Below are 12,904 nucleotides of genomic sequence, written 5' to 3' on the forward strand. Positions count from 1 at the left end.
GTGATGAGGTCAGGCCAGCTTCAAGCCAGAGCGAGGCTGGCTTCCATGGCCAGGTGGCCTTCTGGCGTGCGCGCCCACAGCCTCACCTCGCGCTCGCCATCGAGGCGGCCGCAGACCTCGAAGGGCGCGATGTCGAAGACCGGCTTGACGGCGCGAAACTCGAAGTGCGTGACGCGGGCCTGCGGCAGCTGGCGCCGCAGCAGGTCCAGCAGCAGCGTGGCGATCAGCGGGCCATGCACGATGAGGCCCGGATAGCCCTCGACCTCGGTGACATAGCGGCGGTCGTAATGGATGCGGTGGCCGTTGAAGGTGAGCGCCGAGTAGCGGAACAGCAGCACGTCGTCGGGCACGATGCGCCGCGTCCATTGCGCATCGTCCGGCGCCGGCATGGCGGTGGGCTGGGGCTCGCCCGGCTGCGGCAGGTCGCGGTAGACGATGTCGTGGCGCTCGACGATGGCCAGCCGGCCCTCGGCCTCGATCTCGTGCTTCACCTTGACGAAGACCAGCGGCCCGCTGCGGCCCACCTTCATGCGCACGTCCTCGATCTGCGAGCGGCGCACGAGGGCCTGGCCCACCGCAAGCGGATGACGGAACTCGATTTGACTGCCGGCCCACATGCGCCGCGGCAGCGGCACCGGCGGCAGGAAGCCGCCGCGATGGGGGTGGCCGTCGGGCCCGATCTCCGACTGGCGATGGACGGGCAGGAAGTAGAGCCAGTGCCAGCAGGGCGGCAGCGCCTCGGCAGGTGCCTCGTCGTGGTCCAGCGTGGCCGCCAGCGCGCGCAACGGCACCGGCGTCACGCGGTCCTCGGCGACGGTGGTGCGGCCTATCCAGCTGCGCAAGTGGGTGATGTCCAGGGTCATGCGGGGCCTCCGTCAGGGCAGCAGGGTGGCGCGAAGGGGAGCACGAAAGGAGGTGCGAAAGGGGCGGGAAGCGGGCGCATTCTGGCGGGCCGAAAAGTATTTGTGAAATACTTAGTCAAGCTAGTTGCTAGCTGCATTGCATATAGCCATGGAATTCCGACAGCTGCGCTACTTCATCGGCGTGGTCGAGGCCGGCAGCCTGCTGCAGGCCTCCACCCGGCTGCATGTCGCGCAGCCGGCGCTGGGCCAGCAGATCGCCGCCCTCGAGCACGGCCTGGGCGCGCAGCTGTTCGAGCGCTCCAGCCGCGGCATGAGCCTTACCGAGGCCGGCCGCATCTTCCTGGAGCACGCCCGCGTCGTGCTGGCCGATGCCGACCGGGCGCGCGAGGCCGTGCGCAGCTCGAAGGCGGCACCCAGTGGCGCCGTGAGCCTGGGCCTGCCCACCACCGTGGGACTGGTGGCCACCGTGCCCCTGCTGAGCGCCTGCCGCGAGCGCTACCCGCAGATCAGGCTGCGCGTGGTCGAGGGCTACAGCGGCTTTCTGCGCGAATGGCTGCAAGCCGGCCGCCTGGACCTCAGCCTGCTCTACGGCGACGCCATCGACGCCGCACTCGCCAAACGGCCGCTGCTCGATGACCGCCTGGCACTCGTCACGTCAGCCGCCGGCAAGGCCCCGCCGCGCCGGCCCACGCTGCACGACCTGGCGCGCTGGCCCCTGGTGCTGCCCGGCCCCGACCACGGCCTGCGGCGCATCATCGACGACGCCTGCGGCCCGCTGGGCATCGCGCTCGATGTCGTGGCCGAGATCGAATCGCTGAGCAGCGTGAAGCGGGCCGTCGAGGCGGGGCTGGGCGCCACCATCCTGCCCAAGGGCTCGGTGGCCGAAGAGATCGCAGCCGGCCGGCTGCGCGCCAGCGACATCGCCAGCCCCGGCATGAGCCGCCGCGTGGTCTGTGCCACCAGCGTCACGCGCCCGGGCACGACGGCGGGCACGGCGGTGATGAACCTGGTCAGCGAGGTGCTGCGCCAGATGGTCGACGACGGCAGCTGGCCGGCGCGCTGGATAGGTGGGAAGACTGGCTGAATGCGGCCCGCCGCCTGCGCGCGCCCGCGCCCTTCCTTGCCTGTCCAATGCGGCCAGCCCCGCCACGAACTGGATCTCTGCAATACATGCGCTTCCGGGTTCGGGCGGCGCCTTGCGGCGGCAGCGCTCCAGCGCTGCGCGCCTCTCACGTTGCCGCAGCCTTTCCACCGCCAGGCAATCGCGGCCAGGAGGCCCGCCACTGGCTCATCCCATTCGAGCCAATTTCGGCCCCGCGTCCTTGAGTCGATGAGGGCGGCGGGCAGCCTCCTGGCATTTCACCCGGCATGCCCTCCCCCCGGCGACGACGCGAGGCCGCTTCGAGGCCTGTCAACCGGCATGCGCAACCGGATGTCGGCGGCATCCGATCGCGCTAGAGTCGCCGCTGATCGCAGCTTGGCGGCCAGGGCTGCAGTGACCAAGACGAGGATGCGCATGAAGCAGGCGGTGATCCGGTGTTCGGCGCGCTCGTCCCTTGCCGCCCTGACGGCCCTGTGCCTGCTGACCAGCGGCCCGGCGGCGGCGCAGACCGGCACCGAGCGCACGCAGGGCCTGCGCGACAACACGCCGCGCTGGCATGCCATTACGCAGGCGCGGCTGGTGCTGGCGCCGGGGCGTGTGGTCGAGGACGGTACGCTGGTGATGAAGGACGGCGTCATCGTGGCCGCCGGGGCTGGCGTGGCGGTGCCCGCCGGAGCGCGCGTCTGGGCGCTTGCCGGCCGCACCGTCTACGCCGGATTCATCGATCTGGCCAGCCCGCTGGGCCTGCCCGCGGCGCTCAGGCCCGCGGCATCCGCGCGCCCCGGCTTCGGCCCGTTCGCGGCTCTGCTACCGCCCGTGGGGCCGCGCCCGGCCGCACCGGCACCAACGGCCCGCGGCCTGGCCGCACGCAACGCAAGGGTGCGCGCCGAGCAGGACGTGGCGCAGCAGATCGACTGGAAGGCCGACGAGGTGCGCGCGGCGCGCGAACTCGGCTTCACCACCGTGCTGTCGGCGCCGGCCAACGGCGTGTTCCGCGGCCAGAGCGCGCTGCTGGCACTGGGCGCGCCCGACAGCGACGACCCGAAATCGCAGGTCATCGCGTCGCGCGTGGCCCAGCACCTGGCGTTTGAATCAGGTGGCGGGCGCGAAACCTATCCCACTTCGTTGATGGGTGCCATCGCCCTCCAGCGGCAGACCCTGCTGGACGCCCATTGGCAGGGCCGAGCCACGCTGGCCGCTGCGGCGGGATCTGCGGGAGCGGCGGGCGAGCGCATCGAGCCCAATGCCACGCTGCAGGCGCTGCTGCCGGTGCTGGACGGCCGCCAGCCGGTGATCCATGTCGCCGATGACGAGCAGGACTACCTGCGCATCGCCCGCCTGCGCGACGAGTTCAAGCTGCGCAGCGTGGTGCAGGGCAACGGGTATGAATACCGGCGCGCGGCGCAGCTGAGGGCGCTGGCCCTGCCGGTGATCGTGCCGCTGGCCTACCCGGCGCGACCCGAGATCGACAACCCCGACAGCGCGCTGGACGTCTCGTTGGCCGCGCTGCAGCACTGGGAGCAGGCGCCGTCCAACCTGGCGCTGATCGAACGCGCCGGCGTCAGCTTCGCCGTCACGGCTGCCGGCCTGCGCGACGCCCGGCGCGAGTTCTGGCCGCGCCTGCGCCAGGCCGTGCGACGCGGCCTGCCGGCCGAGCGGGCGCTGGCCGGGCTGACCACCGTGCCGGCCGGCCTGGTGGGCGAGGCCGCGCGCCTGGGCACGCTGGAGCCCGGGCGCATGGCCCACCTGGTGGTGGCGCGCGGCGACCTGTTCACCAGCGACGAAGCCGAGATCGAGCTGACCTTTGTCGACGGTCGCCCGCTGCCCACCGAAGCGGCCGAGCGCGCCGACCCGCGCGGCAGCTGGGCGGTGGACGGCAGCGCCGAGTTGTTGCAGATCAGCGGCACGCGCGCCGCACCGCGCCTGCAGCGCGACGGTAACCCGTGCGAGCTGGCCCCGCGCGGCAGCGACTGGGTGCTGCGCCTGCCCTGCGGCAGGCCCGAGGCACCCGGCGCACCGGGCGCCGGCCCGTCATCCACCATCGTTGCGCAGTTGCGCGGCGAGCGCTGGTCGGGCACGGTGCAGGTCGGCGATGGCCCGTTGCAGCCCTGGTCCGCCCGGCGCACAGCGGCCGCGGCGCCTGCGCCGGCGGCATCGGCGGCCGTGGCCCTGGCGGCGGCCGACGCGGCCGTCAAGCCGCCGGCCGCCCACTGGCCGGCCGGTGCCCTGGGTACCACGCTGCCAGAGCAGCCCGCGGTGGTGGTGCTGCGCAACGCCACGGTCTGGACCGTCGGCCCGGCCGGCACGCTGGCGCGCGCCGACGTGTTGCTGCGCGCGGGCAAGGTGGCCGCGGTGGGGCCGGACCTGGCCGCGCCACCCGGTGTACGGGTGATCGATGCCACCGGCAAGCACATCACGCCCGGCCTCATCGACGCCCACTCGCACATCGCGATGGCGCGCGGCATCAACGAGTCCAGCCACTCGGTGACGGCCGAGGTGCGCGTGGCCGATGTCGTCGATGCCACCGACATGACGATCTACCGCCAGCTGGCCGGCGGCACCACGGCTGCCAACGTGCTGCACGGCTCGGCCAACACCATCGGCGGGCAGAACCAGGTCATCAAGCTGCGCTGGGGCGGCGACGCCGCACTGCTGGCCTTCGAAGGCGCGCAGCCGGGCATCAAGTTTGCGCTGGGCGAGAACGTCAAGCGCTCGAACTTCGGCCCGGGCACGCGCTACCCCGGCACGCGCATGGGCGTGGAGCAGGTGCTGCGCGACGCCTTCGCGGCCGCCGAGGAATACGCCGCCGAATGGAAGGCGTTCCGCGCCGCCAGGGGCGGTGCCAGGCTGGAACCGCGGCGCGATCTCCAGCTCGAGACCCTGGTGGAGTTGCTGGAGCGCCGGCGCGCCATCCACGTCCATTCCTACCGCGCCGACGAGATCCTGATGTTCGCGCGCTTCGCCAAGGATAGGAAGCTCGAGGTGGCGGCCTTCCAGCATGTGCTGGAAGGCTACAAGGTGGCCGACGAGATGGCGGCCATCGGCGCGGGCGGTTCGACCTTCAGCGACTGGTGGGCCTACAAGATGGAGGTGGCCGATGCGATCCCGCACAACGCCGCATTGATGAGCCGCGCCGGCGTGCTGACCACGCTGAACAGCGACAGCAACGAACTGGGCCGGCGCATGAACACGGAGGCTGCCAAGGCGGTGAAGTACGGGGGCCTGGAGCCTGGGCAGGCGCTGGCGCTGGTGACGCTGAACGCCGCCCGGCAACTTGGCGTGGCCGCGCGCACCGGCTCGCTGGAGCCGGGCAAGGACGCCGACCTGGTGGTGTGGAGCGGGCCGCCGATGGCCACCACCAGCCGCGTCGAGCAGACCTGGATCGACGGCCGCCGCTACTTTGACCTGGCCAGCGACGCCAGCCTGCGCGAACGCGATGCGGCCGAGCGCGCTCGGCTGGTCACCGCGGCGCTGCGCACGCCGCGGCCACCCACCGGGGCGGCGGGCGAAAGGGGCGCAGGGGGAGGCGCCGCGCCTCCCGGCGCGGCCGCGCCGGCGCGGCCCACCTTCACCGACGGCCTGGCCTGGTTTCGCCTGTTCGACCAGGCCCGCGCCTTCCGCCACAGCTATGCCGACCAGGGCGCCTGGCACGAATGCACGGAGGACGCGCCATGAAGGGCCTCGGACATCGAGCATCGGCCTTCGGGCGCGCGCTGCCGCCTTTCGCGGCCAGCCTTGCGGTCCTGGTGCTGATCGGCAGCGGAGCGGCGCGTGCCGCAGACCATGTGCCGCCGCCGCCGCAGCGCCTGCCCCTGCTCGTCACCAACGCCGTGCTGCATCCGGTCAGCGGCCCGGTCATCGAGGGTGGCCGCATGCTGGTGGAACGCGGGCGCATCGTCGCGCTGGCCGGGCCCGGTCAACCGCTGCCCGCGCCCAGCTCACCGCCACAGGTGCTCGACCTGGGTGGACGCCATGTCTATCCCGGCTTCGTCGCGGCCAACACCGCGCTGGGGCTGGCCGAGGTCAGCTCGGTGGCGGCCACCGTCGATCTGCGCGAGGTCGGTCCGCTCAACCCCAACGCGCGGGCCCTGGTTGCCGTCAACCCCGACAGCGAACTGCTGCCGGTGGCGCGCAGCAACGGCGTGCTGGCCGCGCTGGCGGTGCCGGAAGGCGCGGCCGGCGGCGGCTTCTCGGGCACTTCGGCGCTCCTGCAGATGGACGGCTGGACCTGGGATGACATGGCCGTGCAGCGCGAGGTGGCGGTACACCTGGAACTGCCCTCGCTGCGCCTGGGCAGCGAGGTTCTGCGCGGGGCGCTGGAGCCCTTGGCCGAGGAGTTGCGCCGCTTCACCGCCCAGCGCCTGAAGCTCATCGACGAGGCCTTCGAGTCGGCCGCCGCCTATGGCCGCGCACGCGGCGCCGACCCGGCCCACCCGGCCGACCTGCGCTGGGAGGCCCTGCTGCCGGTGCTGCGCGGCGAACGGCCGCTGTTCGTGCAGGCCAACGAGCTGGCGCAGATCCGCCACGCGCTGGCGCTGGCCGAACGGCACGGCTTCAAGCTGGTCATCGTCGGGGGCGCGGACGCCTGGCGCATCGCCAGCGTGCTGCGCCAACGGCAGGTGGCGGTGGTCATCGCCGGCGTACACCGGCTGCCCCTGCGCCGCGACGAAGCCTACGACGAACCCTACCGGCTGGCGGCGCGGCTGGCCGAGGCCGGAGTCACCTACTGCATCGGCCGCACCGGCGGCGCCTTTGCGGCAGCGAACGAGCGCAACCTGCCCTACGAGGCCGGTACCGCGGTGGCCCACGGCCTGGCGCCCGATGAGGCGCTGAAGGCCATCACCCTGTACCCGGCGCAGATCCTGGGCGTGGCCGACCGGCTGGGCTCGCTCGCACCGGGCCGGCTGGCCAGCTTCATCGTCACCGACGGCGACCCGCTGCAGACCGAGACCCAGGTGTTGCGCGCCTTCATACAGGGCCGCGAGGTCGAGATCGGCAACCGGCAGACGCGACTGGCGGACAAGTACCGGCAGAAGTACGAGCAGCTGAAATCGCGCTGAGCCCGAAGCGCCCGCACCTGCGGCGCGTGCGCCAGGCCGGGCCGATATTCCAGTTCATCGCCAGCCCCGATGGCGCGCTCACTGCTGCGGCAAGCCCGCCTCGCCGAGCGTGTCGAGCAACTGCTCCAACTGACCGATGCAGGCCGGATCGAAGCTGCGTGCGAGGGTCACGCGCACGGCCTGCAGGCTGCAGAAGGCGGGGTGCTGGCGCAGCGCGATGACCCACTCATGCGCCTGCTCCAGCGCGCCCAGGCGCCAGGCGGCAACCGCGCCGACCATGTACAGCTGCCCGTACGAGGGGTTGACCGCCATGCCACGCTGCGCCTCCTGCAAGGCCGCCTGCGGGTCGCCGGTGGTCAGGTGGGCTTCAGCCCTCACGAAGTGCCAGATCACGCGCAGGGGCTCCAACGGGCTCAGCCCGAAGGCCTTGTCGCAGTGGGCCCGGGCCTCGTCGTGCCGCCCTTGCCGCTCCAGGGATTGGGCCAGCAGCCCATACGCGGGCGCGTAGGACGACGACAGCCGCAGGCAATGGCGCAAGGCCTCGTCGGCACGCTGCCGCTGCCCGCGGAAATGGCGGGCGGCCAAGGACAGCACATAGTGGGCATCGGGGTCGCGCGGATCGATTGCCACCGCGCGTTCGGCCTCGGCCAGGGCGCGCGCCAGTTGCTCGTCGCGCGGCTCGTCGCTCCAGCGGTAGTGGCCGGCGCGCCAGTCGGCATAGGCCAGGCACATCCAGCCCTGGCTCAGCTCGGGCGCCAGCGCCACGGCCGAGCGCGCCAGCCGCGTGGCGCGCTGGTTGGTGTCGGGCGTCTGCGCGCGGGCAAAGAGCTGCACCCAGGCCTGGGCGGCAAAGGCACGCGCCTGCACCTGGGCATCGCTGGCGGCCAAGGCAGCCTCCTGGCTGGCCAGGTCGTTGAGCTCGAAGCGCAGCGCACGCGCAAGTCGGCCCGCCACCCCCTGGGCCGTGGCATGCCAGGCATGGGTGGGCAGGGTCAGTTCATCGGCCCAGGTCTGCGTGCCGCGCCGGCCATCGACCACCTGTACGCCCACATGCAGCATGTCGCCGTGCTGCTCGAGCTGGCCGTCCACCACATAGCGAACGCCCAGGTCGCGGGCCAGTTGCTGCGGCGGCGGATGCCGCTGTCCGAAGGTCAGCATGGTGCCCAGGGCCACCACCACCAGACCCGGCTGGCGCGAGAGCTCGGAGATCAAGGCGCCGGTGAGGCTTTCGCTGAGAAACGAGAGCGGCTCGGGCAGGCCCCGCATCACGAACGGCAGCACGGCCACCGAGCGCGGGCCCAGCCGGGGCTCCGCCGCTTCCGCGGGCAGGATGCTGGTGCGCGCAGCCATCGCTGGCGCCGCTTCGGGCGTCACCGCCGTGGCCAGGCGGTAGCCCTTGCGGGGCACCGTGGCAATGTGATCGGCTCCCAGTACCTTGCGCAGCAGCGCCACGGCGTCGTAGAGCGAACTGGGTGTGACGATCAGGCCCGGCCACACGGCCTCCAGCAGGCGATCTGGCGGGACCACCTCCCCGCCAGCCTGTGCCAGCACCGTCAACAGCCGCATGGCGCGCGGCTCGAGCTTGTGGACCTGGCCGAGCCCCGCCACTTCGTCGCGCGAGGTGTGTACCTGCCACGGGCCGACGCTGAATCGATCAGCCAGGGGATAGCGAGGAAGATGCGCCACCGTCGGAACTATAGGCGCCAGTTCAGGCTCGAGGCTCGAGGTTCGAGGCCCCGCCTGAGAGAACCCCGAGAAATCCTTGAGGCCCGGCTCAGCCCAAGCAGGGCGCCGCACGCCACCATGGCCTCACCCCAAAATTGGAGAACGACATGCACCGCCGAACCCACCTGTTGCTGGCCGCCGCCCTGGCGCTGGCCACCGGCCCCGGCCTGGCCGCGGCGCAAGTCCCGGCCCCGGGCACCTACCCCAGCAGGCCCGTCCGCCTGGTCGTGCCTTTCCCGGCCGGCACGGCGCCCGATGTGCTGGCCCGGCTGATCGTCCCGGCCCTGGCCGAATCGATGTCGGCCACCGTGGTGGTGGAGAACGTGCCCGGCGCGGGCGGCACCATCGGCGTGGACCGCGTCGCCAAGTCGGCCCCCGACGGCCACACCTTGCTGCTGTCCGGCGACGCCGCGCTGGTGCTGGCCGGTGGTGCCTACGGCATGAAGCCGCCCTACGAGACGCTGCGCGACCTCGCGCCCATCGCGCAACTCATCATCACGCCCAACGTGCTGGTGGTGGCCAACGACGTACCGGCGCGCAATGTGGCCGAGTTGGTGGCGCTGGTGCGCAGCCAGCCGGGCAAGTTCAGCTATTCGTCGGCAGGCATAGGCCTGTCGCAACACCGCGCCGGCGAGCTGATGAACAGCATGGCCGGCCTGGACATGGTGCATGTGCCCAACCCCGGCAACCCCTGGATGGAGGTGCTGGCCGGGCGCACGCAGCTCATGTTCGGCAACATCGCGGTGGCACTGCCGTTCATCAGGGACGGCAAGCTGCGCGGCCTGGCAGTGACCTCCACCACGCGCGCCGCCGCGGCGCCCGAGCTGCCCACGGTCAGCGAGAGCGGGCTGCCCGGCTTCGAATCGCTGTCCTGGTTCGGCGTGCTGGCGCCAGCCGGTACGCCACCCGCCGTGCTGCAGCGGCTGGAGGCGGAACTGCAGCAGGCCATGGCCACGCCGGCCATGAGGGACCGCCTGGCGTCCATGGGGGCAATGCCCGGGGTCCAGAACGCGGCCGGCTTCACCGAGGTGATCAAGAACGAGATCAAGCGCTGGGCGCCGAAGCCGGGGGCGGCCGGAGCGGCGGCCGCCCCGACATCTGCGGCCCCTTCCACCATCGCCCAGAAGCCCTGAGCGCGGCGGGCCGGGCCATGCTGCTCTCACTGGGCCATGTCACGGTGCGCAGCGCCGACTTCGAACGCACCGAGCGCTTCTATGGCGATCTGCTGGGCCTGCGCATCGGCCCCCGCCCGGCCATTGCGGTGCCCGGTCGCTGGTTCTACATCGGCGACCGGGCGGTGCTGCATGTGCTGCCTCGCGCGGCCGGGGCGGCAGCGGGTACCGGGGGCGCCATCGATCACTTCGCCTTCGAAGCCGATGAGCTTCCCACGTTCCAGCGCAGGCTCGAAGCCGCCGGCCAGGCCTTTGAGGGCAGCCTTCTGGCGGACAGCCACATATGGCAGGTCTTTCTCACCGACCCCGACGGCGCCCGCGTCGAGATCAGCTTCAGGATGCCGGCGCACTAGAGGCCTGGCGATGTGCGCCCGCGGCCGGCAGGGGCCTGGCAAGCGGGTCGCCACGACAGCGGCTTCATCACAGGGTCGAGGCCGATGCCCGTAGCCGCGGGCGGGCGGGCCGGCCGCTTCGCGCCGCACTTCGCGCGTCGGGCAGCGGCCCCCACTCCCGCCTTCTTGAGTACTGCTTTGGTACTCTGTTGGCAGCACCAAGAAAAAAGCACCTGGCGTTGCCGCCAGGTGCCTGTTTTCTCTACCGGATTTGGTAGGCGCGAATGGACTCGAACCATCGACCCCCACCATGTCAAGGTGGTGCTCTAACCAGCTGAGCTACGCGCCTGCAGAACCCAGGACTATACACAAGTTTTAGCGGCCCTCATTTGCGGCGGACGTGACGAACTCCCGCCACGCGTGCGATCTGGGCCAGCACCTGGGCCAGGCGGGCGACGTCCGGGGCCTCCACCGTGAGCGTCATCCAGGCCGTGCTGCGGTCGCGCGCCGATTCGGTGTGGGCGCCGGTGACATTCATCTTCTCGCGCGCAAAGACCTCGCTGATGTCGCGCAGCAGGCCGGGCCGGTCGGCGGCCTCGATCAGCACGTCCAGCGGGTAGACGCTCGTGCGGTCGCGCTCGGCCGTGCCCCAGCCGACCTCGATGACGCGGTCGGGCGAGACCTCGGCCATGTGGCGGAAATTGCTGCAGTCGCGCCGGTGCACGGCCACGCCGCGGCCGCGCGTGACGAAGCCGCCGATGGCATCGGGCGGGGCCGGGCGGCAGCAGCGCGCCAGCGTCGTGAGCAGCGAATCGATGCCCACCACCAGCACGCCGCCGCGCCCGCCGCCGGCCTCGGCCTTGGACTTGTGCAGCGCGATGCCGGGCTCGGCCGGCGCGGCCTCGGGCGGGCGCAACAGGTTCTCGATGTGGCGCAGCGAATACTCGTCCTTGCCCACCACCTCGAACAGCGCATCGGCACTGTCGAAGCCGAGCTGGGCGGCCAGCGCATCGCGCTCCATGGCCGTGCGGCCCTCGCGTTGCAACAGCTTCTCTACCGCCTCGCGGCCGCGGGCGATGGTCTGCTTCTCGGCCTGGGCGTTGAACCAGGCGCGCACCTTGGCGCGCGCCCGCGGGCTGGCCAGATAGCCCAGTTCGGCGTTGAGCCAGTCCAGCGAGGGCCCGCCCTCCTTGGCCGCCACCACCTCGACGGTCTGGCCCGACTTGAGCGCGGTGTTCAGCGGCACCATGGCGCCATCGACGTGCGCGCCGCGGCAGCGGTGGCCGAGATCGGTGTGCAGCGCGTAGGCAAAGTCCACCGGCGTGCCGCCCACGGGCAGGTCGATGATGGTGGCCTGGGGCGTGAAGACATAGATGCGGTCGCTCGCCGCAACCTGCTGGGCCGGAGCGCCAGGGCCGGAGGCCGCGCCGGCATCGGCCTGGGCGCCCGAGAAATCGCGCTCCCAGGCCAGCAGCTCGCGCAGCACGGCCAGCCGCGCCTGGGCGACGCGGTCCTCGAAGTCGCCGGCGGCGCTGACGCCCGCATAGCCCCGCACGCCGGCCTCCTTGTACATCCAGTGCGCGGCGACGCCATGCTCGGCGTGCTCGTGCATTTGGCGCGTGCGGATCTGCACCTCGATGGGCCGGCCGTCGACGCCCAGTACCACCGTGTGCAGGCTCTGGTAGCCGTTGGGCTTGGGGCGCGCGATGTAGTCGTCGAACTCGCCGTCCACCGGCTTCCAGGCCTCGTGGACACGCGCCAGCGCCGCATAGCAGGCGGGCACGTCGGCCACTACCACGCGCAGCGCGCGTGCGTCGAAGACGCGCGCAAAGGCGAGGTTCTTGCCCTGCATCTTTTTCCAGATGCTGTAGAGGTGCTTGGGCCGGCCCTGCACATCGGCTCCGATGTCGGCCGCCGCCAGCAGCGTGGCCAACTCGACGCGCGCCGCCACCACGCTGCGCTCGCGCTCGGCCCGCTTCTCGTCGACCAGGCGCGCCATGCGCAGGTATTCATCGGGCTGCAGGAAGCGGAACGAGAGGTCTTCCATCTCCCACTTGATCTGCCAGATGCCCAGGCGGTTGGCCAGCGGCGCGAAGACCTGCAGCGATTCGGTGGCCAGCTCGCGCGGACAGGGCCGCTTGGTGGCGGCATACCAGCGCAGCGTCTGCAGCCGGCTGGCCAGGCGCAGCAGCACCACGCGCAGATCGCGCGAGAAGGCCAGCAGCATCTTGCGCACGCGCTCGGTCTGGCCGGCGCGCTCGGCCACGCCCACCTGGGCGGCGCGGGCGGCGCGCTGGATCTGCACCAGCTTTCGGGTCAGAGCCACCAGGCTGGCATAGCTCTCGCCGAAGGCCTTGCGCACCACGTCTTCGGGGCGCTGCAGGTAGTCGCCGGCGTAGACCAGATAGGCGGCAGCGCAAAGCGTGGGCGCGGCACCGATGCCGCGCAGCACGGCGGCCGTGCCGTCGGCATGGCCCAACGCGTCCTCGCCGGTGTCCAGCGGCTGGCCGGCCAGCAGCGGCTCGGCAAAGGCGCGCGCACGCTGCACCGGGTCGGGCTCGGCCAGCGTGCCCGGCGGCGCCACCTCGGCCAGATGGACGATGGCGGCCGTGCCGTCGCCAGCGGCCTCGTCCAGCGCGGTCTTCATGGC

General features: G+C 72.2%; 8 protein-coding genes and 1 tRNA gene. 5 read left to right on the forward strand and 4 right to left on the reverse strand.

What is annotated here, in order from left to right:
* Nucleotides 1-20 precede the first annotated feature (20 nt).
* Nucleotides 21-863 carry a MaoC family dehydratase N-terminal domain-containing protein gene (locus JMV16_RS03190; protein WP_201492685.1) on the reverse strand — a complete coding sequence of 281 codons (843 nt, stop codon included), beginning with the start codon at nucleotides 861-863 and terminating at the stop codon, nucleotides 21-23.
* Nucleotides 864-1,011: 148 nt separating this feature from the next.
* On the opposite strand from JMV16_RS03190, the gene JMV16_RS03195 reads away from it, so the two are divergent.
* From JMV16_RS03195 to JMV16_RS03205, 3 genes are all read left to right on the forward strand, one after another.
* Nucleotides 1,012-1,947 carry a LysR substrate-binding domain-containing protein gene (locus JMV16_RS03195; protein ID WP_201492686.1) on the forward strand — a complete coding sequence of 312 codons (936 nt, stop codon included), beginning with the start codon at nucleotides 1,012-1,014 and terminating at the stop codon, nucleotides 1,945-1,947.
* A gap of 432 nt (nucleotides 1,948-2,379) precedes the next feature.
* Nucleotides 2,380-5,640 (forward strand): amidohydrolase family protein, encoded by a 3,261-nt coding sequence (locus JMV16_RS03200; RefSeq protein ID WP_201492687.1) that lies wholly within the window; start codon nucleotides 2,380-2,382, stop codon nucleotides 5,638-5,640.
* Nucleotides 5,637-7,025, forward strand: coding sequence for an amidohydrolase family protein (locus JMV16_RS03205; protein WP_201492688.1), 1,389 nt, complete (start codon nucleotides 5,637-5,639; stop codon nucleotides 7,023-7,025). Before JMV16_RS03200 ends, JMV16_RS03205 begins: the two co-directional genes overlap by 4 nt.
* Before the next feature lie 78 nt (nucleotides 7,026-7,103).
* Here JMV16_RS03205 and JMV16_RS03210 read toward each other — a convergent pair whose 3' ends face one another.
* Nucleotides 7,104-8,711 (reverse strand): winged helix-turn-helix domain-containing tetratricopeptide repeat protein, encoded by a 1,608-nt coding sequence (locus JMV16_RS03210; protein WP_201492689.1) that lies wholly within the window; start codon nucleotides 8,709-8,711, stop codon nucleotides 7,104-7,106.
* A 146-nt stretch (nucleotides 8,712-8,857) separates the two neighbouring features.
* Here JMV16_RS03210 and JMV16_RS03215 point away from each other — a divergent pair, with 146 nt between their 5' ends.
* A complete protein-coding gene (locus tag JMV16_RS03215) occupies nucleotides 8,858-9,883 on the forward strand; it encodes a tripartite tricarboxylate transporter substrate binding protein (RefSeq protein WP_201492690.1) in 1,026 nt (341 codons plus the stop codon).
* 17 nt (nucleotides 9,884-9,900) lie between these two features.
* Nucleotides 9,901-10,275: a VOC family protein gene (locus JMV16_RS03220; protein WP_201492691.1), complete on the forward strand. Its 375-nt coding sequence runs from the start codon at nucleotides 9,901-9,903 to the stop codon at nucleotides 10,273-10,275.
* A gap of 251 nt (nucleotides 10,276-10,526) precedes the next feature.
* Here the strand turns inward: JMV16_RS03220 and JMV16_RS03225 are convergent.
* Both JMV16_RS03225 and JMV16_RS03230 read right to left on the reverse strand, forming a co-directional pair.
* Nucleotides 10,527-10,603 (reverse strand) — tRNA-Val (locus JMV16_RS03225).
* Between the two features lie 36 nt (nucleotides 10,604-10,639).
* Nucleotides 10,640-12,901 (reverse strand): RelA/SpoT family protein, encoded by a 2,262-nt coding sequence (locus JMV16_RS03230; RefSeq protein ID WP_201492692.1) that lies wholly within the window; start codon nucleotides 12,899-12,901, stop codon nucleotides 10,640-10,642.
* Between the last annotated feature and the right edge of the window lie 3 nt (nucleotides 12,902-12,904).

Source organism: Rubrivivax sp. A210, assembly GCF_904426505.1.
In the GTDB taxonomy this organism is placed as follows: domain Bacteria; phylum Pseudomonadota; class Gammaproteobacteria; order Burkholderiales; family Burkholderiaceae_C; genus Rubrivivax.

Bases quoted from the DNA above. Each gene is read 5' to 3' on its own strand.
- JMV16_RS03200 (WP_201492687.1), top strand. From the start codon at position 2,380: ATGAAGCAGGCGGTGATCCGGTGTTCGGCGCGCTCGTCCCTTGCCGCC.
- JMV16_RS03215 (WP_201492690.1), top strand. From the start codon at position 8,858: ATGCACCGCCGAACCCACCTGTTGCTGGCCGCCGCCCTGGCGCTGGCC.
- JMV16_RS03205 (WP_201492688.1), top strand. From the start codon at position 5,637: ATGAAGGGCCTCGGACATCGAGCATCGGCCTTCGGGCGCGCGCTGCCG.
- JMV16_RS03195 (WP_201492686.1), top strand. From the start codon at position 1,012: ATGGAATTCCGACAGCTGCGCTACTTCATCGGCGTGGTCGAGGCCGGC.
- JMV16_RS03230 (WP_201492692.1), bottom strand. From the start codon at position 12,901: ATGAAGACCGCGCTGGACGAGGCCGCTGGCGACGGCACGGCCGCCATC.
- JMV16_RS03190 (WP_201492685.1), bottom strand. From the start codon at position 863: ATGACCCTGGACATCACCCACTTGCGCAGCTGGATAGGCCGCACCACC.
- JMV16_RS03220 (WP_201492691.1), top strand. From the start codon at position 9,901: ATGCTGCTCTCACTGGGCCATGTCACGGTGCGCAGCGCCGACTTCGAA.